A 26,536-nucleotide genomic window follows, 5' to 3' on the forward strand; every position below is an offset into this window, starting at 1 on the left:
ACCTGTTCGCGGCCTTGTCCAGGTCGGCGACGTGCACGTCGGCGAAGAGGAGCGGAAGGAGCGGCGCGCCGGCCTGGACCCGAAGATCCAGGTCGTGCGCGAGCTCGCCCGCAAGTACGGCGCGCACCTGCTCACCGCCGACGGCATGTTCGCCTAGCTCGCCGCGACGACCGGGCCGGAGTGCTGGGCCACGGACGGCGCGCATCAGACGCCGGCCGGTCAGGCCGCACTCGCGGCGGCCTGGCCGCGCTTGGTCGCGTGACCCTGGCCGTGCCGCCAACTGCGGCGTTCTGCGTGAAAGTTGCACGACCCGCCTAACTCTGTCGCAGCTCAGGGCCCCACCGGGGGGCTTCTGCTTGACCGCTCCATACGTCCTGATCACGATCTCACGGGCAAGATCCTCCAGAAAAGGGACGTAATGAGCACCCTGCGCATCGCCAGGCCGGCCATCGCACTCCTCACGGGCGCAGCGGTGGCCGCCCAGGTCCTCACCGGCGTACCCGCCGCCACCGCCGACACCGCGCCCGTCAACGTCACCGTCAACACCCGCGCGGGCCTGGCCGCCGCGTCCGACACCGCTGTGGGCGCCAACCATGCGATCTGGGACAGCAATCTCGGCACGAACGAGACCGCCGACCTCCTCAAGGCCGCCGGTGTCAAGATGCTGCGCTACCCGGGCGGGTCGTACGCCGACATCTACCACTGGAAGACCCACACCGCCCCGGGCGGCTACGTCGCCCCCGGCACGGACTTCGACACCTTCATGCACGCGGCGCAGCGCACCGGCGCGCAGCCTCTGGTCATCGCCAACTACGGCACCGGAAGCGCCGCGGAGGCCGCCGACTGGGTGGAGTACGCCAACGTCACCAAGAAGTACGGCGTGAAGTACTGGGAGATCGGCAACGAGAACTACGGCAACGGCCACTACGGGGCCGACTGGGAGGCCGACGACCACGCCGACAAGAGCCCCGCCGAGTACGCCAGGAACCTCGTGCAGTACGCGGACGCCATGAAGGCCGTCGACCCGACCATCAAGATCGGCGCGGTGCTCACCACCCCCGCCAACTGGCCCGACGGCATCGTCGCCGCCGGCGACCAGGCCACCTGGAACGACACCGTCCTGTCGGTCGCCGCCTCGAAGATCGACTTCGTCATCCTGCACTGGTATCCCGCGCACACCGACGTGGCCGACGTCCTCACCAAGACCGCCCACATCCCCGACATGCTCTACCTGGTCCGCAAGCAGATCGCCAAGCACGCCGGCGCCCGCGCCGGCGACATCGGCATCGCGATGACCGAGATCAACAGTGGGATCGCGCCGAACACCCAGCCCGGCGCGCTGTTCGCCGCCGACGCCTACGCCGGCCTCATGGAGCAGGGCGTGTTCACCATCGACTGGTGGAACGTCCGCAACGGCGCCGGCACCATCAGCACCGTCGCCGGCCACACCGACTACGGCGACTTCGGCATGCTGTCCAGCGGCACGTGCTCGGGCGACACCTGCGAACCCCCGCTGAACACCCCCTTCGCCCCCTACCGCGCGCTTTCCATGATCAGCGCGTTCGCCCGCCCCGGCGACCGCTTCGTCCGCGCGGCCACCGACGAGCCGCTGGTCGCCGCGCACGCCGCCCGCCGCCCCAACGGCGACCTCGCCGTCCTGCTGATCAACCGCGACCCGGACGGCGAACACCAGGTGAAGATCGACTACGACGGGTTCACCCCCGCCAGCGAAGCGCCCACGGTGCAGACCCTCACCAACGGCGCCACCTCGGTCAGCACCGGCCACGGCGGCACCGCCACCACCCAGACCCTCCCGCCGTACTCGCTGACCACGCTGGTGCTGCACCCGGCCACCGCCACCACGGGCGCCCCCGCGGCCCCCGGGCAGCCGACCGCGAGCGACGTCACCGACAAGACCGCCACCATCTCCTGGCCCGCCGCCGCCCCCGGCGCGAGCCCCGTCGCCAAGTACGAGATCCACCGCCAGAACGGCGCCGTCACCGAGCAACTCGGCGAGACCTCCGGCACCTCCTTCACGGTCCGCAACCTCGTCCCCGGCACCCGTTACACGGTCAACGTCATCGCCCGCGACACCGCCGGCCGCGTCTCCTGGGCCTCCGCGCCGCTCACCTTCACCACCGGCACCCCCGACGAGAGCTCCTGCTCGGTACGCCTGAGGGACACCAGCGACTGGGGCAACGGGTTCGTCGCCACCGTGGATGTCACCAACACCGGCGCGGCCGCCGTCGACGGCTGGACGCTCCACTTCACCTGGCCCACCGGGTGGCAGACCGTCAGCAGCGGATGGAGCGCCAACTGGACGCAGAACGGGACCTCGGTGAACGTCACCAGCACCCCGGACAACGGTAAGCTCGCACCCGGCGCGAGCACCTCCATCGGCTTCGTCGGCGCCTACAGCGGCCCCAACGTCTTGCCGACCGCCTTCACCCTGAACGGCACCCTCTGCACCGCCCAGTAAGGTGCGCCCAATGATCTCCGGCTTGACTTAGAGCGCGCTCTAACTCCCAGACTGGTCCCATGGACGACGGCATGACCATCGCGCAGGTAGCGCAGCGTACGGGCCTCACCGCCCACACGCTGCGCTACTACGAACGCGCCGGCCTCATGCTGGAGCCGCCGCCGCGCGGCGACAACGGCCACCGGCGCTACACCGAGCGGGACGCCGACTGGATCGCGCTGCTCACCCGCCTGCGGGCGAGCGGCATGCCCATCGCCGCGATGCGCCGGTACGCCGAACTCGTCCGAAGGGGCCGGGACACCTACGTGGCCCGCAAGGAGCTGCTCGAGGCCCACCGGGCCGACGTGGGCGTGACGGTCGACGTGGGCAGGGGGCTGTTCATCCCGGTCGTCCGCGACACCGGCAACCGGCCGCTCGCCGAGATCGCCGGCGACCTGGTCGGCTTCCGCAAGACGGCGCTCACCGGGTCGTTCCGGGAACGCGACCTCCAGGGGGGAGCCATCACGCTCACCCTGCACACGCACGACGGCATCGTGTTCGCCGTCCCGATCGTCTTCCCCGGCCAGACGTGCGCGCTCTCGCTGACCGCGCCGCGTTCGGAGGTCGTCCAGGACGGTTCGGGCTTCGCCGTACGCAGGACCGCCACAATAGGCCTCGCATACGACCACCGTTTCATCAACGGTCGCGATGCCGCGGAGTTCCTCGGCGAACTCCGCACGGCGCTCGAATCACCCGCGCGTTTCCTCACCGAGAATGGATGAAGCCATGAACTCACCCGCACGGTTTCCGGCCGACTTCGTCTGGGGCGCGTCCACCGCGGCGTACCAGATCGAGGGCGCGACCACGGAGGACGGCCGCGGGCCCTCGGTGTGGGACACCTTCTGCGCGGTCCCCGGCAACGTACGCGACGGCGACAGCGGAGAGCACGCCGCCGACCACTATCACCGATACAACGAGGACCTGGACCTGATCGCCGATCTGGGCCTGGGCAGCTACCGCTTCTCCATCGCCTGGCCGCGGATCCAGCCGACCGGCTCGGGCAAGCCCAACCAGAAGGGCCTCGACTTCTACCGCCGGCTCGTGGACGGGCTGACCGAACGCGGCGTCCGGCCGATGGCCACGCTCTTCCACTGGGACCTGCCGCAGGAACTGCAGGACCGAGGGGGCTGGGAGAACCGGGAAACGGCCGAACGCTTCGCCGAGTACGCCGAGATCTGCTTCGACGCCCTGGAGATCAGGGACTGGCTGACGATCAACGAGCCCAAGACCGTGGTCGACTGCGGATACCGCTTCGGCAGCCACGCGCCGGGATTCAAGGACGACGCGCGCGCGTTCGTCGCCTGCCATCACCTGCTGCTCGCCCACGGCCTCGCCTCCCGGGTGCTGCACGAGCGGCACCCCGGACGCCGCATCGGGCCGGCGCTCAACCTGCACCCCACCTACGCGGCCGACGACACGCCGGAGGCGCGCGAGGCGGCCCACCACCAGGACGGGCTGGAGAACCGGCTCTACCTCGACCCCGTCTTCAAGGGCCGCTACCCCGAGGACACGCTGCGCTGGATCTCCGAGCGCGGCCCGATGGCCGACCACATCCTCGACGGGGACCTCGGCGTCATCAGCGAGCCCGTCGACGTCCTCGGCGTGCAGTACTACACCCCGGTCTTCGTGGACGGCAAGGGCGAGCGGGTCTTCCTGCACGAGCGGGCCCAGGCCGAGTGGCTGGAGATCTACCCCGAGGGCCTCCACGACATCCTCGTCCGGGTGCAGCGGGACTACCCCGGCGTGCCGATGGTCATCACCGAGAACGGCCTGGCCACCGTGGACGGGGTCGACGCCGACGGCCGCGTCCGCGACGAGCGACGGATCGCGTACCTGCGCGACCACCTGAACGCGGTGCACCGCGCCATGGAGGCCGGAGCGCAGGTCGAGGGCTACCACGTGTGGTCGCTGCTCGACAACTTCGAGTGGGCCGAGGGGTACAGCCAGCGGTTCGGCATCGTGCACGTGGACTACACGACGCAGCAGCGCACTCCCAAGGACAGCGCGTTCTGGTACCGCGACGTCGTGAAGAGCGGCGAGCTGCGCTGACACCCCTGCGGGCCCGCACGGGCCCGCACGGGCCCGATGAACAGGGCCCGGCAACAGCCCGGCGAGCCGGCCCGGTGGGCGAGGCGGTTCCGCGCCGCGCACCGGGCCGGCGGCTTTCCGCCGCCATCCCTGGCTTCTCCCTGCGCCTTTTCACCGGCGATTCCGCGGCACGGTTCACACCCGGCCGCGCCTATTCGCGTGCCCGGAACCATGGTGCGCGACGGCACGATGACGGCTGCCCGGAGCTGCTGAAACTTTCAGCACGGAATGGTGGGCGGTCGCCCATGCACGTGCATGCGAGGACCGGTCTGCGGCAAATTGATGCCGTTATACCGATCTACGCGATAATCCCGCGAATAAGTTGACGCGTCCGCCGAAAAGACTTAGCTTTACCCGAAGTGGGAGCGCTCCCACTATCCTCCCACCCCGCTTGGATCAAGGGCGATGAGCTGGGATAAAGTCCCTGCATACCGTCAGATGACCCGCTTCTTGACGTCGCGTCAGCGAGAGGACTCCCCCGTGCCCGATTACACGATTGCCGGCGGCGGATACCAGGCCACGATCAGCGAGCGGGGCGGCGCGCTCCGGGCGCTGTCCCACGAGGGCCGCGATCTGGTGACGAGCTGGCCGGAAGGCGGGCCGGTCCCCTACTACAGCGGCACCATCCTGGCCCCGTGGCCGAACCGGGTGGTCGGCGGCACGTACGTCTTCGAGGGGCGGCGCCGCCACCTGCCGGTGAACGAGCCCGACCGCGGCCACGCCCTGCACGGCCTGGTCGCCGAGCTCGACTGGAAGTGCGCGGAGCTGCTGTCGGTCGAGGACCACCACGGCCACGTACGGCTGACGCACGTCGTGGAGCCCACCGAGGGCTACCCGCACAGGATCGCCCTGGAGGTGCGGCACTCGGTGTCCGAGGAGGGCCTGTCGACCACGCTGACGGCGCAGAACGTGGGCGAGACGGCGGCGCCGTACGGCTGCGGGCCGCACCCGTGGCTGCTTGCCGGGCCCGACGTCACCGCCTACGAGCTCGGCCTGCCGGCCGGGCGGGTGCTGCTCACCGACGACCTGCTCGCCCCCACCGACCTGGTGGAGGTCGCGGAGACGCCGTACGACTTCAGGACGCCGCACGTGATCGGGGACACCGCCGTCGACCACGCCTTCACGGGCGTGACGGAGGGGCGCGTGCGCGTGCTCGGGCCCGAGGGCGGGGTGGAGCTCACCTGGGACCCGGCGGTGATGCCGTGGGTCCAGGTCTGCACCGGCACGGGGCTCGGCCACCGGGGGCTGGCCGTGGAGCCGATGACCTGCCCGCCCGACGCGTTCAACTCGGGCACGGATCTGATCGTTCTGCAGCCGGGGGACAAGCACGAGGCCACGTGGACCATCGCGGTCACCACTGCGTCATTGGAAGGGTGAATGGACAGCAAGACGAAGAGGCGGTTGTCCCCCGCCCAGCTCGACGAGGTCACCCGCGACGCGCTGGGCTGCGGGGTGACCTCGTCGGAGGAGCTCGCCGACGGCTTCGCGAACGCCGTCTGGCGGCTCGGCCTCGACGACGGACGTCAGGTGGTGCTCAAGCTCGGGCCGCCGCCCGATCTGCGGCTGCTGGCCTACGAGCGCCACCTGCTGCGCACCGAGGCGATGGTCTACCACCTCGCCCAGCCTGTGGGGCTGCCGATGCCCACCCTGCTCAAGGCGTCGTTCGACGACCCGCTGCTGGGCGGCGACTACCTCATCCTGTCCGCCCTCGACGGGATGCCGTGGAACCGGACGTCGCTCAGCCCCGCGGAGGAGAGCGCGCTGCGGTTCGAACTGGGCCGCCACCTCGCCCGCCTGCACGCCATCCCGGGCACGGGCGTCTTCGGCTACCCGTACGCCGGGCTGACCGGCCGGACCTGGCGGGAGGCGTTCCTCGTCATGGTCGGCGCCCTGCTGGACGACGCGGTCTACTACAACACCCCGCTCCCCGCGACGATCGTGGAGATCGTCGGGCTCGTCCACATGAACGCGCACGTCCTCGACCAGGTCACCGCCCCGTCGCTGGTGCACTTCGACATGTGGCCGGGCAACGTGTTCCTGAACGGCGACAAGCGCGTCCAGGCGCTCATCGACCACGAGAGGGCGTTCTGGGGCGACCCGCTCGCCGACTTCGTCACCCCCACCATCTTCGATGAGCTGCGCGAGGACGATCCGATGCTCGCGGGCTACCGGCAGGAGGCCGGCCCGCTGACGCTGGACCACGCCGCCCGCGTCCGGATCGCCCTCTACCGGGTCTACCTCTATCTGATCATGCTGGTGGAGGACGGCCCGCGGCAGTATCCGGAGGAGGCCTACGCCCCCACCAGGGACATCACCACGCGGTCACTGGTCGCCTGCCTGGACCTGCTGCGCGCGGGGTCCCGGAACCACGCGCACGTCTGAGGTCACGCCTCCAGCGTGAGGGACTGCGAGCCGCACCCGTTGCCGGTGTGCGGCTCGGAGTCGCCGGTCGCGGCGAGGGCCGCGGGCGCTCCGACGGTCAGCGACGCCACAAGGGACAGGACCATCGCCCCGGCCGCGACGCGGGGCAGGTGACTGACACGAGCACTCACAGCGGACTCCAGAAGGCCGACTCCATTGATCACAAAATAGCGGTCCCGCGCGCGCTCCGGTAGGCCCACATCTGGCGGCCCGGCCCCCCGCGTGAGATGATTTCAGCGGGTGATGAATTATGGAGACGACATGTGTGATCGCGGGCGGCGGGCCCGCGGGGGCCATGCTCGCGCTGCTTCTGGCCCGCGCGGGCGTCGACGTCACTCTGCTGGAGAAGCACGGGGACTTCCTGCGCGACTTCCGCGGTGACACCATCCATCCCTCGACCCTCCAGGTCCTGGACGAGATCGGCCTCGCCGAGGCGTTCCACCGGCTGCCGCACCGCAAGGCGTACTCGATGTCCATACGGACCGACGACGGCCAGGTGCCCATCGCCGACCTGCGGCGACTGCCGGGGAAGTACCGGTACATCGCCTTCGTTCCGCAGTGGGACTTCCTCGACCTCCTCACCCGCGAGGCGGGCGCGTATCCCAACTTCCACCTCCTGATGAACGCCAAGGTCGTCGATCTCGTACGGCACGACGGCGCGATCCGCGGGGTGCGCTACCGCGACGAGCGGGGTGAGGAGCGCGAGATACGGGCCGTGCTCACGGTCGCCGCCGACGGCCGGCACTCCGACGTGCGGCGGGCGGCCGGGCTGTCGCCGAGACGGTTCGGCGCGCCGATGGACGTCGTCTGGTTCCGGCTGTCGCGGGCGGAGGGCGATCCCGAGCAGCCGTTCCTGCGGGCGTCGGCCGGACGGCTCATGGTCGCCATCAACAGGGAGACGTACTGGCAGCTCGCCTATCTCATCCCGAAGGGCGGCTTCGCCGCGCTCGAGGCGAAGGGCGTCGACGCGCTGCGCCGCGAGGTGGAACGGCTGCTGCCCTACCTCGGCGGCAGGACCTCCGAGCTGCGCGGCTTCGACGAGACCGGCGTGCTCAGCGTCGAAGTGAACCGGCTCACGCGCTGGCACCTGCCCGGGCTGCTGCTCATCGGCGACGCGGCCCACGCCATGTCGCCGGTCTTCGGCGTCGGGATCAACCTCGCGGTGCAGGACGCGGTCGCGGCCGCCAACATCGTCGGGCCGGCGCTGCTGCGCGGCACGGCCCCCGCCGCGGTGCTCGCCAGAGTGGAGCGCCGCAGGAAGGTCCCCACGGCCGTCGTGCAGACCGCGCAGCGGGTGGTGCAGGAACGCCTCATCCGGCCGGCGCTCGCCGGTCCCGTGGCGTCGATCCCCGCCCTCACCCGCGTGCCGGTGGTGCGCTCGCTGGTGCCCCGGTTCATCGGGCTCGGCGTGCTGCCCGAGCACGTACGTCTTCCGCTGCGAGAAAAAAGATCTCAGCAAATGGACAGGAAGGGGCCCACACGGGACAGGGTGCAATAACCTTGGTACCCGTGAGCGCAACGAACCTCGACCCCGTGAGCGGCCCGGACACCCGGCGTGCCCTGGACACCTGGCGTGACCTGCCCGCGGCCCAGCAGCCGGACTGGCCCGACCGCGGCGAGCTGGACAAGGTCGTCGCGGAGCTGGCGTCCCTGCCCCCGCTGGTGTTCGCCGGCGAGTGCGACCAGCTCAAGGACAGCATGGCCGCCGTGGCGCGCGGGGAGGCGTTCGTCCTGCAGGGCGGCGACTGCGCCGAGACCTTCGCGGGCGCGACGGCCGAGAACGTGCGCAACAAGCTCAAGACGCTGCTGCAGATGGCGATCGTGCTGACCTACGCCGGCCGCGTGCCGGTCGTGAAGATCGGCAGGCTCGCCGGGCAGTTCGCCAAGCCGCGGTCCAAGCCCATGGAGACCCGCGACGGCGTCGAGCTCCCGGCCTACCGGGGCGACATGGTCAACGGCTTCGACTTCACCGCCGAGGCCCGCCGTCCCGACCCGAACCGGCTGCTGCGCGCCTACCACTCCTCCGCCGTCACGCTGAACCTCGCGCGGGCCTTCACCAAGGGCGGCTACGCCGACCTGCGCCAGGTCCACGCGTGGAACCAGGACTTCGTCGCGGAGTCGCCGGCGGGGCGGCGCTACGAGCAGCTCGCGCGGGAGATCGACCAGGCGCTCTCGTTCATGCGGGCCTGCGGGGCCGACCCCGAGGAGTTCCACACCGTGGAGTTCTACTCCTCCCACGAGGCCCTGATCCTCGACTACGACCGGGCGCTGACCCGGATCGACTCGCGTACGGGCCTGCCCTACGACGTGTCGGCGCACATGGTGTGGATCGGCGAGCGCACCCGGCAGCTCGACGGGGCGCACGTCGAGTTCTTCAGCCGCATCCGCAACCCGATCGGCGTGAAACTCGGCCCGACCACCACGCCCGAAGAGGCCATCGCGCTGATCGACAAGCTCAACCCGGACAACGAGCCCGGACGGCTCACCTTCATCGCCCGCATGGGCGCGGGCAAGGTCCGCGACGCCCTGCCGACGCTGGTGGAGAAGGTCAACGCGAGCGGCGCCACCGTGGCCTGGGTGTGCGACCCGATGCACGGCAACACCTTCGAGGCGCCGAGCGGCCACAAGACCCGCCGCCTCGACGACGTGCTCGACGAGGTCGCGGGCTTCTTCGAGGTGCACCACGCGCTCGGCACCCACCCCGGCGGGATCCACATCGAGTTCACCGGCGACGACGTGACCGAGTGCGTGGGCGGCGGGCACGCGATCGTGGAGGAGGACCTGGCGCTGCGGTACGAGACCGCGTGCGACCCCCGCCTCAACCGCGGTCAGTCGCTCGATCTCGCCTTCCGCGTCGCGGAGCTGTACCGGTCGAGCTGACCCGCACCGGGCCTTACTGTGCCGCCCGGTCCGGTCGTCTGAATCCGCCGTCGCCCTCCGATCACTCGGACGGGGTGACGGCGGTTTCCGTTTCCGGGGCGCGGCCCGGGGGCCTCAGGAGTTCTTGGCCTCCGCCTCGATCTGAGCGCGGATGGCGTCCATGTCGAGCGCGCGCAGCTGCCGGATCAGGTCCTCGAGCGCCGGCGCGGGAAGGGCGCCCGGCTGGGCGAACACCACGATGCCGTCGCGGATCGCCATGATCGTCGGAATCGCGGTGATCTCGAAGCCCTCCGACAGGGCCGGCTGCGCCTCGGTGTCGATCTTGCCGAAGGTGATGTCCTCGTGCTCCTCGGACGCCTTTTCGAAGATCGGCGCGAAGGACCGGCAGGGGCCGCACCAGGATGCCCAGAAATCGAGCAGTACGATGCCGTTGTCGGCGATGTCGTTGAAGTTCTTCTCGGTTACCTCGATGGTCGCCATGGGCGACTCCTTTCGCTCGGTCTTCAGCGGGCATAACCAGCCGGACAATCCCAGCATTCCATTTCGCGATGAGCCTCGTGTGGTTGGGCAGGAGACCTCCTTGACCTAGAAGGAGCACCCGGATGACGACTCATGCCGTACGGCCGACCGACCTGACGGCCCAGAAGGGCACAGGCGCCCGGATCGCCTCATGGTTGTCGAGCACGGACCACAAGGTGATCGGCAACCTCTATCTGATCACCACGTTCTTCTTCTTCCTGGTCGGCGGCCTGCAGGCGATGGTCATCCGGGCGGAGCTCCTCGAGCCCGGCATGCAGTTCGTCACGTTGCAGCAGTACAACCAGCTGTTCACGCTGCACGGCACCATCATGCTGCTGTTCTTCGCGACGCCGTTGTTCGCCGGATTCGCCAACGCGATCATGCCGCTGCAGATCGGCGCTCCGGACGTGGCGTTCCCGAGGCTGAACATGGCGAGCTACTGGCTGTTCCTCTTCGGCGGCCTGATGGTCCTCGGATCGATGCTGACCGGTGGGGCGCCGACGTTCGGCTGGACGGCCTACACGCCGCTGTCGCACGCGGCGTTCACGCCGCAACTCGGCGGGGACCTGTGGGTGATGGGCCTGGCCCTGTCCGGCCTCGGCACGATCCTCGGCTCGGTCAACTTCATCACGACGATCATGTGCATGCGCGCCCCGGGCATGACGATGTTCCGGATGCCGATCTTCACGTGGAACGTGTTCTTCACCTCGATCCTCGTGCTGATCGCCTTCCCGGTGCTCGCCGCCGCGCTGCTGGCACTGGAGATCGACCGCAAGCTGGGCGCCCACATCTACGACCCGCAGACGGGCGGGCCGCTCCTCTGGCAGCACCTGTTCTGGTTCTTCGGTCATCCAGAGGTGTACATCATCGCGATACCGTTCTTCGGCATCATCACCGAGGTGATCCCGGTCTTCAGCCGCAAGCCGCTGTTCGGGTACGTCGGGATGGTCGGCGCGACGATCGCGATCACCGCGCTGTCGGTCACCGTGTGGGCGCACCACATGTTCGCCACCGGGAACGTGCTGCTGCCGTTCTTCTCGCTGATGACGTTCCTGATCGCCGTGCCCACCGGAGTGAAGTTCTTCAACTGGACCGGCACGATGTGGCGGGGCCATCTCACCTTCGAGACGCCGATGCTGTGGGCCGTGGGCTTCCTCGTGACGTTCCTGCTCGGCGGCCTTACCGGGGTGATCCTGGCGTCGCCGCCGCTGGACTTCCACGTGACCGACACCTACTTCGTGGTCGCCCACTTCCACTACGTGGTGTTCGGCACGGTGGTCTTCGCGATGTTCTCCGGCTTCTACTTCTGGTGGCCGAAGCTGACCGGCCGGATGCTGAACGAGCCGCTTGGGAAGATCCACTTCTGGATGCTGTTCATCGGCTTCCACATGACGTTCCTCATCCAGCACTGGCTCGGCGCGCAGGGCATGCCGCGGCGGTACGGCGACTACGCGGCCAGCGACGGCTTCACGTGGATGCACCAGGTGTCGAGCGTGGGGGCGTTCCTGCTCGGGCTGTCCACCCTGCCGTTCCTCTACAACATCTGGTGGACCGTACGGCACGGGGAGAAGGTGACGGTCGACGACCCGTGGGGGCACGCCAACTCGCTGGAGTGGACGACGTCCTGCCCGCCGCCGCGCCACAACTTCGTGTCGATCCCGCCGATCCGCTCCGAGCGGCCCGCCTTCGACCTGCGCTATCCGCGGATCGGCGGCAAGCCTGGCGAGCCGCCGGAGACCAAGCGGGACTTCGTCGATCCCGACGCGAAATAGGAGCGCGGAACAGAAAGGGGCCCCCGTCGCCGGGGGCCCCTTCGCGTGCGGATCGTCAGCCCTTGCCGCCGGGCAGGTTCAGCCCGATCAGCAGCGGGTCGTGGTCGGAGGAGCGGAACGCGTCGGGCCGGTAGAGGCTCGGCGGGTTGTACTCCAGGTTGTAGTCGAGGATGCGCGGCTCGTCGGCGTTGACGTGCCAGATGGTCGCCCCGGTCACCCGCTTGACCAGCTGCTTGCCGGCCATCGCGTGGTCCAGCTCGCCCGACAGCCCGTCGAACAGGTAGCTGTAGCGCTGGGCCGCGGGGACGAACCGCTTGGACAGGCTGGTCAGGCCGCCCGTCTCCAGGGTGTGGATCGGGTCCTCCTCGCCGTACGCGTTGAGGTCGCCGATCACGAGCGGGTTCGGCAGGTCCATCGAGTCGATGAGACCGAGCACGGCCTTGGCCTGCCGTACGCGCTCGGCGTTGTAGCAGCTCTGCCCGTCGCCCTGGTCGGTGTCGCCGCCGGTGGCCTCCTCGTCACAGCCCTTGGACTTGAAGTGGTTGACGAGCAGCGTGAACGGCTGGCCGCCGCCCGCCCGGCGGAAGGTCTGGATCAGCGGCGGCCGCCGGAAGACGGGATCGGTCGAGGACCGCGTCTGTCCGACGGGGGTCAGCTTCGCCGGCTTGTAGATCGCGGCGACGTGGATGGCGTCGGTGCCCGGGTAGGGGTGGGTCAGGGCGGCGTACGTGCCCGCGCCCACCTCGGCGTTCAGGGCGTCGACCAGCGCGTTGACGGCCGTCTGGCCGTTGTTCTCGACCTCCATGAGCCCGACGACGTCGGCGTTCAGGCCCTTGAGCGTCGCGACGGTCTTCTTGAGCTGCCGCTGCTGCTCCTCGGCGGTGTCCGCGCCGCGCGAGCCGAGCGTCGTGAACCAGTTGAGCGTGTTGAGACTGGCCACGCGGACGTTGCCGCCCACGGGAAGGGGCGCGGGCAGCCGCGGGTTGGTGCGCAGGAAGGTGACCTGCTTGGTGGGCTCCAGCAGGTACTCCCCGAAGCCGTAGGTCAGCACGCCGGTCATGCCCACGGCGGTGTCGCCCAGCCGGACGACCTGCGGCGTCGTGTACGGGATGGTGGCGGGGTTCTCGGTGCTGGAGCCGTCGTCGACCAGCAGCGACCTGCGGGCGTCGAGCGCGGGGTTCACGCCGGGCCGGTCGGTCGGCTGGAAGAGCCTGCCGCCGGCGGAGACCGTCACCTCGCCGTACCGGCCGAGGTTGTAGTGGTCGGTCACGGTCAGCGGCTCGGGGAAGGTCACGAGCACGTTCTCGTACGGCTCGAAGGTGGCGCCGTCGGCCCGCGGCAGGTCGTAGGTCTTCGGCGTGATCGTCCCGGTGCCGCACACGTCCACCGCCGTGACCGGGGACAGCTCGGTGAGCCCGTTGAACTCGGTGACCCGGCCGGTGACGAGCACGCGGTCACCGGCCTTGACGTCCTTGAACGACGCCCGGGCGAACGCGAACAGGCCGTCGGAGGTGGCCGGGTCGGCGTCGGGCGTGGGGTCCTGGAAGTAGAACCCGCTGAGCTGGTTCGTGGCCTGGAAGTCGCCGGTCACCACGCCCTCGACCCGGACGGTCTGCCCTGCGAGCGGGGAGGCGGCGCCGCTGCCCTGGACCTCGGCGATCTGCCGGTTCGCCGGGACGTCGCACGGGTCCGTGCTGGGCGTCGGCGAGGCGGAGGGCGACGCCGACGGCGAGACCGAGGGCGAGGCGGACGGCGACGGGGAGGCGGCGCCGCAGGGAGCCGGGGGCGTCGCGGTGTTGCGCGGCGCGGGTGTGCCCGCGGCGAAGTCCGCGGCGTTGTCGTCGGTGTCCGCGCAGCCGCCGCCGGCGCGCACCGCGGCGGTGGAGTTGCTCAGGCCCGGGGCCGCCGCCGTGCCCTCGAAGTAGTTGGCCGTGCCGTATCCGACGAGGTCGGCGATCTGCGCGGTCTGCTCGGGTGTGCAGGGCGAGGAGCCGCCGTTGCAGGCGAGACCGGTGGCCGAGCGGACCAGGGCGACCTTGCCGGCCGTGGCGCTCAGGCTGAGAGTGCCGACGGTGTCGGCGGACGGCAGCGTACCGCTCGGCGTCGATCCGGCGGCAAGCTGGACCAGGTGATATTGACCGGGGGCGAGCGAGCCCGACAGGTCCTGCTTCTGGGAGCCGAACTGGCCGGTCCCGGTGGCACTCGTGTACTGGAGGGACCAGCCGTCCAGCGAGATCGTGGCGGTGCCGCGGTTGAACAGTTCGACGTAGTCGTTGGTGTAGGGGGCGCCGGAGTTGCCGCCGCCTCCGTACACCTGGCTGATCACCACGGCGCCCGGCTCGGCCGAGGCGGGCGCCGGCGACGCGACCGTGACGCCGGCGGTCAGGAGACCGGCGGCCGCGAGCGCGGCGACCGCGCGGGCGCCGCGTCTCACGCCACGTCTCAGGTCGCGGCCACCGGGGTGGTCATCGGGAAAGGCCCGGGAGAGAGCACGCATGTCCCGGACTTTAGGGGTAGACCACCGCGACACCAGGACCAATAAGTGTCTTTAACACAAACTTGTATGAATTTGCCGATTGCCTGACGTCGCAAACGTAGGCGTGCTGCCCTTGCGCGGCGCGGTTCGGGATGGATCGGTCCTTTCCGGATGGGTCTCCCGGTCAGCAGTGGACGACGGCCACCGGACAGGTGACCGCGTCGATCAGCGGCCGGGTGACCGATCCGAGCCTGCCGAGCACCCCCCGGGCGCGGGTCGCGCCGACGACCAGCATGGTCGCACCGGGTGCGGCGTCGGCCAGCACGTCGAGCACGGGCCCCTCGACGGGCTGGAGCACGATGTGCACGTCCGGATACCGCGCCCGCCAGGGCTCCACGGTGCGCTCCAGGGCCTCGACGGCCTCCCTGCCGGGGACGTCGGACATCACCATGGGCGCCATGCCCGCACTCCAGGCGGCGGCCGGGTAGCGCCAGGCGTGCACCGCGATCAGCGACAGCCCGCGCAGGGCGGCCTCGCGGAAGGCGAAGGCGAGGACGTGGTCGTCGCCGCCGCCGACGCCGGCGACGATGGGGCCGGGGTGCCTGCGATGCGGCAGCGATCCCGTGCCGCGCACCACGATCACCGGGCAGAGGGCGTGCGTCGCGACGTGCCCCGCGACCGACCCCATCATCCGGCGGGCCGCGCCGCTCAGGCCGCGCGATCCCACGACGACGAGGTCGGCCGTCTCCGACAGCGCGACGAGCCGGTCGGAGGCCGGCCCCTCGAACAGGTCCTCCCGCACGCGGACGCCGCTCGTGCACTGCCGGGCGCATTCCGCGCCGTGCCACAGCACGTGCTCGGCCGCCTGGTGCAGCGACTTGCGCGCCTCCTCGTCGCCCGCGCCGTACGGCGACTGCCAGGCGTGGCAGACGGTGATGGGCGAGTCCCTGAACTCGGCCTCGTCCATCGCCCAGTCGAGCGCCTGCATGGCGAAGTCGGAGCCGTCGTACCCGACGACGATGCCCTGGTTGGTGGCTGGGCCGCCGGCTGGGCTGTTGGGGTCCATGCCCTCATGCTCCGCCCGGGCCGTGCGGTCCGGCAGGGCGGAAAGTCCCGAGACCGGGAGGACATCCGGCCCCTGGCGGAGGTCAAATCAGGACCGGCTGCCGGCGAGCACTCCGGGACGGCGGTCGTGCTCCATGCCGGGCAGCACGACGACGACCGGGCACCTGGCCCGGAGCAGGCAGGCGGAGACGACCGGGTTGAGCACGGGGTAAGGCTCGGACTCGGCCTCGTGCGCGCCCAGCACCAGCAGGTCGGCGCCCTCTGTCGCGCGCAGCAGGACCTGCGCCGGCGGACCCTCGACGACGACCGGCTCGACGTGACGCTCACCGAGTTCGGCGACGGCCTGACCGGCGACGTCCAGGGCCGTCCTGTGCTCGTCCTCCCGTGAGGTGCGGCTCGCGATCGGCGCGTAGTGGGCGTGCAGCCCGCCCGTCCACTCCCAGGCGTACACCGCCTCGACCCGCGCGCCGCGCAGCGAACCCTCGGCGGCGGCCCACCGCAGTGCGGCCTGCGACGCCATCGACCCGTTGATGCCCACCACGATCTTCGGCTGGTTCACGTTCCGCCTCGCTCTCCGCTCTCAGTCTCGCCGACCAGGGTTAACAGGGTGTTGCCGCGGCGAAACGGTCAGAAGACACCGCCCACGAGCATCCCTGTACCCACAAAGACCGCCTGTCCCTCCCGCCACAGGAGGGACAGGGCCATGTTTTGGGGGGCCGGGCTCACCTGAGGACAGGGTATCTGCGAACCGGAGCGGTGCCGCTCCCCCCCTTTGCCGATCCGGAGACGCCCGCTGACCGTCTCGTTGCCCGCTCCACATCCTCAAGGACACCGCACGGCGGCCCGCGGCGGCAGTGCCGTACGGCTCGGGCCGCATGGGACCTTGGGCCCAGGTCAGGGATCACCCTGATGCGCCCCAGGGCTCCCGGCCGTACGCTTGCCGCAGACCGGGGAGGGACGATGGGGAACGCGGGTCCGATCGACGAGTACGTCGCGTCGATGCGTCATGCGCTGCGGGGCCCGGGCGGCGCCAAGCGCGACCTGCTGACCGAGGCGCGCGACAGCCTGCTCGACGCGGCCGAGGCGTACGAGGGCGAGGGTCTCCCCCGAGCCGAGGCCGAACGGCTGGCGGTCGCCGACTTCGGGACCGTGCCCGAGGTCGCGCCGGGCTTCCAGGGGGAGCTGACGGTGAGCCAGGGCCGCCGCACGGCCATGCTGCTGTTCCTCAGCGTGCCGCTCATCGCGTTCATGTGGGCGGTGATCTGGCGGATCTTCCCCGAGAGCCCGCATGTCGACGAGATCAAACCGGCGTGGTTCGGGCTGCTGGCCAGGACGGTGGACCTGCTCCAGCTCAGCGTGGGCGTGATGGGCGGCGTCGCGCTGCTCGCGTTCGGCCGCGGGGCGCGGCGCGTCCGCCGTCCCGCGCGGCTCACCCGGTGGCTGGGGTTGTTCGTCTGGATCGAGACGCCACTGATCGGGGTGTCGGGCCTAGCGCTGGCGGCGGCCGCCCACGGCCCTGTGGGGTTCAGCGGCTACCTCCCCGGACTGGCCGTGGCCCTGGTCAGCGACCTGCTCTCCGTGTGGCAGCTGTACAGCGCGGCGCACTGCCTGCGCTGCACCAGGGCCGTCGCCGCGCTCAGCGCAGCGGATCGAGAACGCTCCCTATCGCGGTCGTGAACGACCGCCAGGCCGACCGCTCCCCCGCCAGCGCCTTGCGCCCGGCGTCGGTGAGGCGGTAGGTCCGCCGTTTGCGCCCCCCGTCGGAGGCCCACTCGCCGGCGAGCAGCCCGGCCCGCTCCAGCCTGCGCAGCGCGGGGTAGACCGTGCCCGTCGGCACGTCGAGTGCGCCGCCGCTGCGCTCGCGCAGCGCCTCGATGATCGCGTAGCCGTGCAGCGGCTCGCGCTCCAGCACGGAGAGCAGCAGGGCGTCCATATGGCCCCGGAGCGCGTCGGCGTTCACGCCCGCAGCCTATCCCGGTTCTTCACGCGTCCAGTCTATATGTAGGCTGTCTATATGTAGGCAGTCTACGTATAAGCTTTAGGACGCCAAGGAGAGACCAATGGACGTCGTCGGCCTCGCCCGGCTGCAGTTCGCCGTGACCGGAAGCCTCCACTTCCTGTTCGTCGTGCTCACGCTCGGGCTGGCCCCGCTGGTGGCGATCATGCACACGCGGTACGCCATCGGCGGGAACCCCCTGCACGAGCGGATGACCCGCTTCTGGGGGCAGATCTACGTGATCAACTATGCGCTCGGCATCGTCACCGGGCTCGTGATGGAGTTCCAGTTCGGACTGAGCTGGAGCGGGCTTTCGCACTACGCGGGCGACGTGTTCGGCGCACCGCTGGCCATGGAGACGCTGCTGGCCTTCTTCCTGGAGTCCACGTTCCTGGGCCTGTGGATCTTCGGCTGGCACCGGCTGCCGCGCGGGCTCCACGTGGCCTGCATCTGGCTGGTGACGCTGACGGCGTACGCCTCGGCGCTGTTCATCATGGTCGCCAACTCCTTCCTGCAGAACCCGGCGGGCTCGGCCGAGGAGGGCGGACGGCTCGTGCTGCGCGACTTCGGCGCCCTGTTCACCAACCCGACCCTCGTCTTCGCGCTCCCCCACGTGCTGAGCGCCGGTCTGTGGGCCGGCGGGTTCGTCGTGATGGGCGCCAGCGCCTACCACCTGTACCGGCGCACCCCCGAGCGGGAGTTCTTCACCCGCTCCCTGCGCATCGGCGTGCTGACCGCCTTCGTCGGGTCGCTGTTCACGGTGGGGTTCGGCTACGCCCAGTTCGGGCCGGTCAGCGACGTGCAGCCGGACAAGTTCCACGGGGCGGCCCCCGGCGTCGCACTCGGACTGATGATCATGATCGGGCAGCTCGTCCAGTTCGGCGTGATGTTCGTGCTGGCGCCGCTGCTCATCCGCGACCTGCTGGCCCGCTGGCGCTGGCTGCACCCACTCCTCATGATCATGACTCCGTTGCCGTTCGTCGCGGCGATCGCCGGCTGGATCGTCCGTGAGGTCGGCCGCCAGCCCTGGCTGGTGTACGGCAAGCTCTCCGTGGCCGACGCCCTCACCCCCGGACTGACCCGGGCGGACATCACCGCCTCCTTCGCGGGGTTCGCGGGCGTGCTCGGGCTGCTCGCCCTCGTCGACTACGTCCTCATCGCCCGTGCCATACGGCGCGGCCCGGGACGGGTCGCGCTCGGCACCGCGGACCTTCCCGTCACCGCCGAGCCCGTCCCCGCCCACTCGCTGTAGAGGACACGCTCCCCATGGACATCTTCTGGTTCCTGACGTTCGCCGTCCTGCTGGCCGGCTACTTCGCCCTGGAGGGCTTCGACATCGGGCTCGGCGTGCTGCTGCCCGTGCTGGGCCGCTCCCCTGCCGACCGCGACCGCCTCGTCGGCGCGATGGCGCCGTTCGTGCTCGCCAACGAGGTGTGGCTGGTCGCGCTCGCCGGCGTGCTGTTCGGCGCGTTCCCGGTGCTGGAGGGCCAGGCGCTGAGCCGCCTTTATCCCCTCGTCGTCGCCCTGCTGCTGGCCTGGATCGTGCGCGACGCGGGGCTGTGGTTCCGCCGCAGGGCCGACGGCGCCGCCTGGCGGCTGGCGTGGGACGGCGCGCTGTGGGCGGGCTCGGCGGGGCTGGCGCTCGCGTGGGGCGCGATCCTGGTGGCCGTCGCGCGCGGCCTGCCCGCCTCGCCCCTCGACGTCCCGGCCGTGGCGGGAGGTGTGGCGCTGCTCGCGCTGCTCGCCTGGCACGGCCGCACCTTCGCGGCCTGGCGCCTGCGGAACGGCCCGCGCGGGAGCGGGCGGGCGCTGCTGCTGTCGGCCTGCGCCGCCGCCGCGCCCGCGGTCCTGGTCATGGCGGCCGCGGCCGCCCACATGCTCGGCAACGCCGCCCCGGATCAGACACTGACTGTGCTCAGTGTCATGGTGGTCCCGGTCGCCCCGATCCTCGCGGGCGCGCAAGTATGGGTGTGGCGCACTTTCTCCAGGGGCGCGCTGCCGACGTTCTTCTGATTGGGGACCGTTGCACAAGGATCTCCTCCGGCTGGCCCGCGCGGAGCGGAGCGTCCGCATCCATCTCGCCTGCTGCCTGGCGGCGGCGGTGGTGGCCGGGCTGCTCGTGCTCGTGCAGGCGGAGTTGCTGGCCGGGGTGCTGTCCGGCCGGTTCGCGGTCGCCGTGTTGCTCCCGCTGGCGCTCGTCGTCGCCTGCCGCGGGCTGCTCGGATGGGCGCAGGGAGTGCTCGCGGGCCGCGCGGCCACCGCGCTGAAGTCGGCCCTGCGGCGGCTGCTCCTCGGCCGGGTGGAGGGTCTCGGGCCGGCGTACCGGTCGGGTGAGGTGGTGACGCTCGCGGGCCGGGGACTCGACGCGCTCGACCCCTACCTGACGGGTTACCTGCCGTCGGTCGCCGTGGCCGGGGTCGTGCCGCTCGCGGTCGTGGTCCGGCTCTTCGTGGCCGACCTGGCCACCGCCGTGATCGTGGTGCTCACGCTGCCGCTGATCCCGATCTTCGGGGCGCTGGTCGGGTGGACCACCAAGACCGTGACGGAACGGCAGTGGCGTGCGCTGGCCCGCCTCGGCGGCCACTTCCTCGACGTCGTGCGCGGCCTGCCCACGCTGCGGGCCTTCGGCCGGGCCCGCTACCAGGCGTCGGTGATCCGCGAGGTGGCCGAGGCCCACCGCGCCGCGACCATGCGCACGCTGCGGGTGGCGTTCCTGTCGTCGCTGGTGCTCGAACTCGTGGCGTCGCTGTCGCTTGCGCTGGTCGCGGTGCCCGTGGGGCTGCGGCTGCTGTCGGGCTCGCTCGACCTGCGCACGGCGCTGCTCGTGCTGCTGCTGGCCCCGGAGGCGTACCTGCCGCTGCGCGCGATGGGGACCCGCTTCCACGCCGCCATGGAGGGCGTCGCCGCCGCCGACGAGGCGTTCGCGGTGATCAACCCGCCGCAGGAGGCCGGGCAGGAGACCCCGTCGGCCGGAGCCGCGACGGGCACGGGCAAGGCACCAAGCGCGAGGAGCGCGGAAAAGGCAGGGGCCGCGGGGCGTGCCGCGCCGGTCGGCGGGCCGGTCGGCGGGCCGCCGGAGATCCGGCTGGAGGACGTCACCGTGCGCTACCCGGGCCGCGAGGAGACCGCGCTCGACCGCGTCTCGCTGGTCATCCGGCCGGGTGAGCGGGTGGCGATCGTGGGCCCGAGCGGCGCGGGCAAGAGCACGCTGCTGCACCTGCTGCTCGGGTTCGTGACCCCGTCCGAGGGGCGGGTGCTGGCGGACGGGGCGGATCTGGCCGGCCTCGACCTCGACGAGTGGCGGCGACGGCTCGCCTTCGTGCCGCAGCGCCCGCACCTGTTCGCGACGTCGGTGGCCGACAACATCGCGCTCGGCTCTGCCGCCGGACCGGACGAGATCAGGGCCGCCGCCGAGGCGGCGCGGGTGGCCGAGTTCGCCGGCGCCCTGCCGCAGGGGTACGACACCCCGCTCGGCGAGCGCGGCGCGAACCTGTCGGCGGGCCAGCGTCAGCGGGTCGCCCTGGCCAGGGCCTTCTGCCGCCCCGCCGCCCAGGTGCTGCTGCTGGACGAGCCCACGGCGCGGCTCGACGGCAGGAGCGAGGCGGCGATCGTGGCGGCCACGCGCAGGCTGGCCGAGGGCCGCACGGCGATCATCGTCGCGCACCGCCCGGCGATGATCGACCTGGCCGACCGGGTCGTCCGCCTCGACGGCGGCGTCCTCGTCCCGCCGGTTCCGGTGCAGGGCGGGGAGGCCCGATGAGCCGCGCCGAGACGACCACGGAGACGACCACGGACACGACCACAGCGGCCTCACCGCTGTCGGTGGTCACCGGCACCGGCATGGGCCGGCGGCTCGTGCTCGCCGCGCTCGCCGGGGCGGCGGCCGACCTCGCGGGGGTCGCGCTCATCGCGTCGGCCGCCTGGCTGATCACACGGGCCGCCGAGCAGCCGCCCCTGGCGGCGCTGTCGGTCGCGATCGTGGCCGTGCGGGCGTTCGCGACCACCCGCGGCGTGTTCCGGTACGGCGAGCGCCTGGCCGGGCACGACGTCGCGCTGCGGGCCCAGGCGGGCACCCGCGAGCGTCTCTATCGGGCGCTGATCCCGGCCGGGCCGCTGCCGCAGCGCGGAGCCGACCTGCTCAGCCGCATGGTGGACGACACCGACGCCGTGCAGGACCTGCTCGTCCGCTGCCTGCTGCCGGCCGCCGCCGCGCTGATCACCGGCGTCGCCGCCGTCGTCATCGCGGGCTTCCTGCTGCCCGCCGCCGCGTTCGTGCTCGCCGCCGGCCTGCTCGTCGCCGGGGTGCTGCTGCCCGCGGGCACGGCCGCCGCCGCGCGGCGCTGGTCGGCGCGGATCGCCCCGGCCCGCGCCGACCTGGCCGCCCGGGTGGCCGACCTCGTCCACGGCGCGGCCGACCTCGCGGCGTACGGCGCGCGTGACCGGGCGCTGTCGGCGGCGATGGACGCCGACGGGCGGCTGTCCCGGTTGGAGCGGGGGCAGGCCCGGATCAACGCCGCCGCGCTCGGTGTCGGCATGCTGACCCAGGGGCTGACCGTCGTCGCCGTGGTCCTGGCGGCCCAGGCCGCCGGTCTCGACCGGGTCGCGACCGCCGTGGCCGCCCTTACCTCGCTGGTCGCCTTCGAGCCCGCGCTGCCGCTGGCAGCGGCGGGCGAGCGGTTCGCGGGAGTGGTCGCGGCGCTGCGCAGGCTCAGGGAGATTGCCACCACTTCTCCCGCGGTGCGCGAGCCCGCGGACCCGGCGCCCGCGCCCGAGCCGCCGCTGACGGTCGAGGTCGACGACCTCGTGGTGCGCCACGGCGGGCGCGAGCCCGCGCTGAACGGCGTGAGCCTGACGCTGACGCCGGGCCGCCGCGTCGCGGTGGTCGGCCCGAGCGGCGCGGGCAAGAGCACCCTGCTGTCGGCGCTGATGCGGACCGTGGAGATCGAGTCCGGCACGATACGGCTCGACGGGATCGACGTGCGGCGCCTGTCCTCCGACGACGTGCGGGCGCTCGTCACGGGCCTCACCCAGGACCCGTACGTCTTCCAGGCCACGGTCAGGGACAACCTGCGCCTTGCCGGGCCGCAGGCGTCCACCGAGGACATCGAGGCGGCCGTGCGGCGGGCCCGCCTGGACGCCTGGACCGAGCGCACCGGCTGGGACGCGGTGCTCGGCGAGGACGGCCGCACCGTCTCCGGCGGCCAGCTCCAGCGGCTCGCGCTGGCCAGGGCCCTGCTGTACGACCCGCCGGTGCTGCTGCTGGACGAGCCGGCCGAGGCCCTGGACGAGGAGACGGCCGACCTGCTGATGGCCGACCTGCTGGACGCCACGCGGGGCCGCACCACGCTGCTGGTCACCCACCGGCTGCGCGGCCTGGAGCAGGTCGACGAGATCGTCGTGCTGGAGGGCGGCAGGGTGACCCAGCGCGGCACGCACGCCGACCTCGTCGCCGTGCCGGGCTACTACCGCGACCTGTGGGAGTCGGAGGCCCTCACCCGCCACCGCGGCTGAACGCTCTCGCCCCGCCGCCTGTTCGCGTGAACCTTCCGTGAAGAAGGCATTGCGGATCTTGTCAGATGTAAGTAATTTTCAGACAACGCGATGACCTTGCATGGCATTTACCTACACACATGGCGCTCGCCGAACTGGCTACAACCCGAAAGGGAGTCTCATGAAGAGAAGGTGGATCGCGGGAGCGATCGGCGTGCTCGCGGTGGCGCTGGCGGCGTGCGCTCCCGGGGGCGGCGCATCCGGCCAGGGCGGCGAGGCACAGGGCGACAAGGCGGGCGGCGACAAGGTCACGCTGAGCCTGTGGTCGTGGCGGGTGGAGGACGTCAAGGCGTACGAGAAGATCCTCGCCAAGTTCGAGGAGTCGCACCCGAAGATCCACGTCGAGTTCAAGCCGTTCCAGGCCACCGAGTACAACAACATCCTGGCCACCGGCCTGTCCGGCACCGCCGGGCCCGACGTCGCCCAACTGCGGGCGTACGGCGGGCTCCAGCCGCTGGTCGAGGCGGGCCAGCTGGTGCCGCTGGACGGCAAGGTCGACGCGCTGTCCGGCTTCGACGCCAAGCTGCTGGAAGGCGCCAAGGGCCACAAGGACGGCAAGATCTACGGCGTGCCCTTCGCCTACCAGACGCTCCAGGTGCTCTACAACAAGAAGCTGTTCGGCGACAACGGCATCCAGCCCCCCGCCACCTGGGACGACATGATCGCGGCGGCCGGGAAGCTGAAGGCGGCCGGGATCACGCCGTTCGCCGTCGCGGCAGGGCCCGACGCGACCTGGACGCTGCCGATCGTCCACGAGATCTTCGGCAACGCCCGTTACGGCAGCACGAAATTCCGGGACGCGCTGCTGAGCGGCGAGAAGAAGTTCACCGACCCCGACTTCACGGCCTCGATCAAGCTGCTCAAGGACCTGGAGCCGTACTTCCCCAAGGACGTGGTGGCCGTCAAGATCCCCGACGTCCAGGCGCTGTTCGCCACCGGAAAGGCCGCGATGTACCCCACGGGCAGCTTCGACCTGGCGCCCGTGCTCGCGGCCAACCCGAGCCTGGAGGTCGGCGCCTTCCAGGTGCCGCCGCCGCCCGGCTCCCCGGTGACCACACCCGTCACGCCGGGCTGGGCCGACGGCTCGTTCGGCGTCAACGCCAAGTCGGCCCACCAGGCCGAGGCGCTCGAACTGGTCAAGTGGATGGCGACGCCGGAGTTCGGGCAGCTCTACGCGAGCGAGCTCAAGCAGCTGTCCGCGGTTCCCGGGGTCACGCCGTCGGACCCGCTGCTGGCCGAGATGGCGAAGAACTACGCCGCCAACGGCGCGCCGTACACGCTGCTCGTCGACTTCCGGTACGGCCAGCCGAACGGTGACGCGGTCTTCCGGGACGAGGTGCAGAAGATGCTGGTCGGCCAGACCGATCCCAAGGCGGTCGCCGAGAGCGTGCAGAAGGGCGTCGAGCAGTGGTTCAAGCCGGGGAACTGAGCGCGCGCCGACGCTCTCCCGGCCGCTCTCCCGGCCGATCCCCCGGACGTCGCGCGGCACGCACCGGCGCCGGTCGCCGCTACGTGCCGCGGTGGCGGGTGCTGGCCGTCTTCCTGCTGCCCGCGCTCCTGCTCTACTCGGTCTTCATCGTCTATCCGCTGGTCACCGCGCTCGACTACAGCTTCTTCGAGTGGCGCGGGATCCGGCAGACGGGGTTCGCCGGGCTCGGCAACTACCGCGACCTGTTCGGCGTCTACCCCTACGACCAGCAGCTGTGGCGGGCGTTCGGGCACAACGCGCTGTTCTTCGCCGGGACGATGCTGATCCAGAACACGGTCGGGCTGCTGTTCGCCCTGCTGCTGTACCGGTACGGCCGCGGCAAGCGGTTCCTGCAGGCCGCGTTCACCACGCCCTACCTGGTGGACCCGCTGGTCGTCGGCTACCTGTGGAGCCTGCTGCTCAACCCGACGTTCGGCCCGGTCAACTCCCTGCTCGAGGCGGCCGGGCTGGACTCGTGGGCGTTGCCCTGGCTGGGCGACACCCGTACGGCGCTGCCGATCGTCATCGTGGTCAACGCGTGGCAGTGGGTGGGCTTCCCCATGCTGCTGTTCTCCGCCGCGCTCGCCGGAATCCCGGCCGAATACCACGAGGCGGCCCGGGTCGACGGCGCCTCGGCCTGGCAGGCGTTCCGCCGGGTGACGCTGCCGCTGCTCACCCCGGCGATCGGCGTGGTGAGCGTGCTGACGTTCATCGGCAACTTCAACGCCTTCGGGCTGGTCTACGCGATGGCCGGGTCGACCGGGTCCCCGGCGGGCTCGACCGACGTGCTCGGCCTGCTGTTCTACCGGGTCGCGTTCGTGGAGGGCGGCACAGAGGCCATCGGGCGGTCGTCGGCGCTCGCCGTGCTGATGTTCGTGTTCATCTTCGGGGTGTCGCTCCTGGCCAGCTCGTACTTCCGCCGCCGCGAGAGGAGACTGCTGTGACGGCCCGGCACCGGGCTCCCGGGCGCGTCGCCGTCCACCTGCTGCTGTGGGGGTACGCGGTCGTCGCGCTGCTGCCGTTGGTCGTCATGGTGCTCAACTCGCTGCGGCCCACGAGCGAGATCTTCACCACGCCGCTGGGGCTGCCGGCGTCCCCCACGCTGCACAGTTACGCCCGGGTGTGGACGGAGGCGTCGTTCAGCACCTACCTGCTGAACTCGCTGGTCGTCACCTGCGGCGCGGTGCTGCTCGGCACGGCGGTCTCCGCGCTGGCCGCCTATCCGCTGGCCCGCTACGACTTCGTCGGCAACCGGGTGCTCGGGGCGTACTTCCTGGCGGGGCTGATGCTGCCGATCCGCCTGGGCCTGGTGCCGATCTTCTACCTCATGGACTCCATGGGCCTGATCGACTCGCTGCTCGGGCTCACGCTGCTGTACGCCGCGTCCGGGGTGCCGTTCTGCATGTTCGTGCTGTCGGCGTTCTACCGTTCCCTGCCCGGCGAGCTGGACGAGGCGGCCCGGCTCGACGGGGCCGGCGAGTTCCGGATCTTCGGGCAGATCATGCTGCCGCTGGTGCGGCCCGCGCTGGCGTCGGTGATGTTGTTCCAGTTCGTGCCGCTGTGGCATGAGTTCCTCTACCCGCTGGTGCTGCTGCGCTCCGACGAGAAGTTCACGATCCCGCGCGGGTTGTCGCAGTTCTTCGGCGAGTACACGACCGACTGGTCGGCGCTGTTCGCCGGGCTGGTCCTCGCCACGGCGCCGCTCTTCGTGCTGTTCGTCCTGGCGACCAAGCAGATCATCGCCGGGCTGACCGCCGGCATGAGCAAGTAGAGGCAGGGCGGC

General features: G+C 71.3%; 23 protein-coding genes. 17 read left to right on the plus strand and 6 right to left on the minus strand.

What is annotated here, in order from left to right; all coding sequences use genetic code 11:
• Positions 1–31: 31 nt before the first annotated feature.
• The 6 genes from QSK36_RS09195 (at position 32) to QSK36_RS09220 (ending at position 6,988) form a co-directional block, all read left to right on the plus strand.
• Positions 32–157: a hypothetical protein gene (locus QSK36_RS09195; RefSeq protein ID WP_285782051.1), complete on the plus strand. Its 126-nt coding sequence runs from the start codon at positions 32–34 to the stop codon at positions 155–157.
• Positions 158–418: 261 nt separating this feature from the next.
• The gene (locus tag QSK36_RS09200) at positions 419–2,479 is read left to right on the plus strand and encodes a cellulose binding domain-containing protein (protein WP_285782052.1); all 2,061 of its coding nucleotides are present in this window, start codon (positions 419–421) and stop codon (positions 2,477–2,479) included.
• Between the two features lie 59 nt (positions 2,480–2,538).
• A complete protein-coding gene (locus QSK36_RS09205) occupies positions 2,539–3,240 on the plus strand; it encodes a 2-oxo acid dehydrogenase subunit E2 (protein WP_285782053.1) in 702 nt (233 codons plus the stop codon).
• Positions 3,241–3,244: 4 nt separating this feature from the next.
• Positions 3,245–4,567: a GH1 family beta-glucosidase gene (locus QSK36_RS09210; RefSeq protein ID WP_285782054.1), complete on the plus strand. Its 1,323-nt coding sequence runs from the start codon at positions 3,245–3,247 to the stop codon at positions 4,565–4,567.
• Positions 4,568–5,086: 519 nt separating this feature from the next.
• Positions 5,087–5,983: an aldose 1-epimerase family protein gene (locus QSK36_RS09215; RefSeq protein ID WP_285782055.1), complete on the plus strand. Its 897-nt coding sequence runs from the start codon at positions 5,087–5,089 to the stop codon at positions 5,981–5,983.
• The gene (locus QSK36_RS09220) at positions 5,984–6,988 is read left to right on the plus strand and encodes a phosphotransferase family protein (RefSeq protein ID WP_285782056.1); all 1,005 of its coding nucleotides are present in this window, start codon (positions 5,984–5,986) and stop codon (positions 6,986–6,988) included.
• A gap of 2 nt (positions 6,989–6,990) precedes the next feature.
• Here QSK36_RS09220 and QSK36_RS09225 read toward each other — a convergent pair whose 3' ends face one another.
• Positions 6,991–7,158 (minus strand): hypothetical protein, encoded by a 168-nt coding sequence (locus QSK36_RS09225; RefSeq protein ID WP_161627906.1) that lies wholly within the window; start codon positions 7,156–7,158, stop codon positions 6,991–6,993.
• 119 nt (positions 7,159–7,277) lie between these two features.
• On the opposite strand from QSK36_RS09225, the gene QSK36_RS09230 reads away from it, so the two are divergent.
• The gene (locus QSK36_RS09230) at positions 7,278–8,525 is read left to right on the plus strand and encodes an FAD-dependent oxidoreductase (RefSeq protein ID WP_285782057.1); all 1,248 of its coding nucleotides are present in this window, start codon (positions 7,278–7,280) and stop codon (positions 8,523–8,525) included.
• 11 nt (positions 8,526–8,536) lie between these two features.
• Positions 8,537–9,907 carry a class II 3-deoxy-7-phosphoheptulonate synthase gene (locus QSK36_RS09235; RefSeq protein WP_352239967.1) on the plus strand — a complete coding sequence of 457 codons (1,371 nt, stop codon included), beginning with the start codon at positions 8,537–8,539 and terminating at the stop codon, positions 9,905–9,907.
• A 114-nt stretch (positions 9,908–10,021) separates the two neighbouring features.
• On the opposite strand, the gene QSK36_RS09240 is transcribed toward QSK36_RS09235, so the two are convergent.
• Positions 10,022–10,387 (minus strand): thioredoxin family protein, encoded by a 366-nt coding sequence (locus QSK36_RS09240; RefSeq protein ID WP_139572877.1) that lies wholly within the window; start codon positions 10,385–10,387, stop codon positions 10,022–10,024.
• Between the two features lie 122 nt (positions 10,388–10,509).
• On the opposite strand from QSK36_RS09240, the gene ctaD reads away from it, so the two are divergent.
• Positions 10,510–12,198, plus strand: coding sequence for an aa3-type cytochrome oxidase subunit I (gene ctaD, locus QSK36_RS09245; RefSeq protein ID WP_285782058.1), 1,689 nt, complete (start codon positions 10,510–10,512; stop codon positions 12,196–12,198).
• Between the two features lie 55 nt (positions 12,199–12,253).
• On the opposite strand, the gene QSK36_RS09250 is transcribed toward ctaD, so the two are convergent.
• From QSK36_RS09250 to QSK36_RS09260, 3 genes are all read right to left on the minus strand, one after another.
• On the minus strand, positions 12,254–14,695 hold the full coding sequence (locus QSK36_RS09250; RefSeq protein ID WP_285782059.1) for an ExeM/NucH family extracellular endonuclease: 2,442 nt from the start codon (positions 14,693–14,695) through the stop codon (positions 12,254–12,256).
• 163 nt (positions 14,696–14,858) lie between these two features.
• Positions 14,859–15,740, minus strand: coding sequence for a universal stress protein (locus QSK36_RS09255; RefSeq protein ID WP_285782060.1), 882 nt, complete (start codon positions 15,738–15,740; stop codon positions 14,859–14,861).
• A gap of 87 nt (positions 15,741–15,827) precedes the next feature.
• The gene (locus QSK36_RS09260) at positions 15,828–16,298 is read right to left on the minus strand and encodes a universal stress protein (RefSeq protein ID WP_183531361.1); all 471 of its coding nucleotides are present in this window, start codon (positions 16,296–16,298) and stop codon (positions 15,828–15,830) included.
• 401 nt (positions 16,299–16,699) lie between these two features.
• Here QSK36_RS09260 and QSK36_RS09265 point away from each other — a divergent pair, with 401 nt between their 5' ends.
• The gene (locus QSK36_RS09265; protein WP_183531360.1) at positions 16,700–17,416 is read left to right on the plus strand and encodes a permease prefix domain 1-containing protein; all 717 of its coding nucleotides are present in this window, start codon (positions 16,700–16,702) and stop codon (positions 17,414–17,416) included.
• Here the strand turns inward: QSK36_RS09265 and QSK36_RS09270 are convergent.
• On the minus strand, positions 17,376–17,699 hold the full coding sequence (locus tag QSK36_RS09270) for a helix-turn-helix transcriptional regulator (RefSeq protein WP_076436494.1): 324 nt from the start codon (positions 17,697–17,699) through the stop codon (positions 17,376–17,378). The genes QSK36_RS09265 and QSK36_RS09270 overlap by 41 nt on opposite strands.
• 100 nt (positions 17,700–17,799) lie before the next feature.
• Between QSK36_RS09270 and QSK36_RS09275 the strand changes: the two genes are divergently transcribed.
• From QSK36_RS09275 to QSK36_RS09305, 7 genes are all read left to right on the plus strand, one after another.
• Positions 17,800–18,987, plus strand: coding sequence for a cytochrome ubiquinol oxidase subunit I (locus QSK36_RS09275; RefSeq protein WP_285782061.1), 1,188 nt, complete (start codon positions 17,800–17,802; stop codon positions 18,985–18,987).
• Between the two features lie 14 nt (positions 18,988–19,001).
• Complete coding sequence (locus tag QSK36_RS09280; protein ID WP_183531358.1) at positions 19,002–19,748, plus strand: cytochrome d ubiquinol oxidase subunit II; 747 nt, start codon at positions 19,002–19,004, stop codon at positions 19,746–19,748.
• 10 nt (positions 19,749–19,758) lie between these two features.
• Entirely contained in the window at positions 19,759–21,495 is a 1,737-nt protein-coding gene (cydD, locus tag QSK36_RS09285) for a thiol reductant ABC exporter subunit CydD (protein WP_285782062.1), read from the plus strand.
• Positions 21,492–23,246, plus strand: a complete 1,755-nt coding sequence (gene cydC / locus QSK36_RS09290; RefSeq protein WP_285782063.1) for a thiol reductant ABC exporter subunit CydC — start codon at positions 21,492–21,494, stop codon at positions 23,244–23,246. Before cydD ends, cydC begins: the two co-directional genes overlap by 4 nt.
• Before the next feature lie 160 nt (positions 23,247–23,406).
• Positions 23,407–24,714, plus strand: a complete 1,308-nt coding sequence (locus QSK36_RS09295) for an extracellular solute-binding protein (RefSeq protein ID WP_285782064.1) — start codon at positions 23,407–23,409, stop codon at positions 24,712–24,714.
• An 83-nt stretch (positions 24,715–24,797) separates the two neighbouring features.
• Positions 24,798–25,697 (plus strand): carbohydrate ABC transporter permease, encoded by a 900-nt coding sequence (locus QSK36_RS09300; protein WP_285782065.1) that lies wholly within the window; start codon positions 24,798–24,800, stop codon positions 25,695–25,697.
• A complete protein-coding gene (locus tag QSK36_RS09305) occupies positions 25,694–26,524 on the plus strand; it encodes a carbohydrate ABC transporter permease (protein ID WP_240808741.1) in 831 nt (276 codons plus the stop codon). Before QSK36_RS09300 ends, QSK36_RS09305 begins: the two co-directional genes overlap by 4 nt.
• Positions 26,525–26,536 lie beyond the last annotated feature (12 nt).

Source organism: Microbispora sp. NBRC 16548 (genome assembly GCF_030268985.1).
Lineage (GTDB): Bacteria > Actinomycetota > Actinomycetes > Streptosporangiales > Streptosporangiaceae > Microbispora > Microbispora catharanthi.

Bases quoted from the DNA above. Each gene is read 5' to 3' on its own strand.
- QSK36_RS09200 (WP_285782052.1), top strand. From the start codon at position 419: ATGAGCACCCTGCGCATCGCCAGGCCGGCCATCGCACTCCTCACGGGC.
- QSK36_RS09240 (WP_139572877.1), bottom strand. From the start codon at position 10,387: ATGGCGACCATCGAGGTAACCGAGAAGAACTTCAACGACATCGCCGAC.
- QSK36_RS09250 (WP_285782059.1), bottom strand. From the start codon at position 14,695: ATGCGTGCTCTCTCCCGGGCCTTTCCCGATGACCACCCCGGTGGCCGC.
- ctaD (WP_285782058.1), top strand. From the start codon at position 10,510: ATGACGACTCATGCCGTACGGCCGACCGACCTGACGGCCCAGAAGGGC.
- QSK36_RS09255 (WP_285782060.1), bottom strand. From the start codon at position 15,740: ATGGACCCCAACAGCCCAGCCGGCGGCCCAGCCACCAACCAGGGCATC.
- cydC (WP_285782063.1), top strand. From the start codon at position 21,492: ATGAGCCGCGCCGAGACGACCACGGAGACGACCACGGACACGACCACA.
- QSK36_RS09230 (WP_285782057.1), top strand. From the start codon at position 7,278: ATGGAGACGACATGTGTGATCGCGGGCGGCGGGCCCGCGGGGGCCATG.
- QSK36_RS09210 (WP_285782054.1), top strand. From the start codon at position 3,245: ATGAACTCACCCGCACGGTTTCCGGCCGACTTCGTCTGGGGCGCGTCC.
- QSK36_RS09220 (WP_285782056.1), top strand. From the start codon at position 5,984: ATGGACAGCAAGACGAAGAGGCGGTTGTCCCCCGCCCAGCTCGACGAG.
- QSK36_RS09280 (WP_183531358.1), top strand. From the start codon at position 19,002: ATGGACATCTTCTGGTTCCTGACGTTCGCCGTCCTGCTGGCCGGCTAC.
- QSK36_RS09275 (WP_285782061.1), top strand. From the start codon at position 17,800: ATGGACGTCGTCGGCCTCGCCCGGCTGCAGTTCGCCGTGACCGGAAGC.
- QSK36_RS09205 (WP_285782053.1), top strand. From the start codon at position 2,539: ATGGACGACGGCATGACCATCGCGCAGGTAGCGCAGCGTACGGGCCTC.
- QSK36_RS09265 (WP_183531360.1), top strand. From the start codon at position 16,700: ATGGGGAACGCGGGTCCGATCGACGAGTACGTCGCGTCGATGCGTCAT.
- QSK36_RS09295 (WP_285782064.1), top strand. From the start codon at position 23,407: ATGAAGAGAAGGTGGATCGCGGGAGCGATCGGCGTGCTCGCGGTGGCG.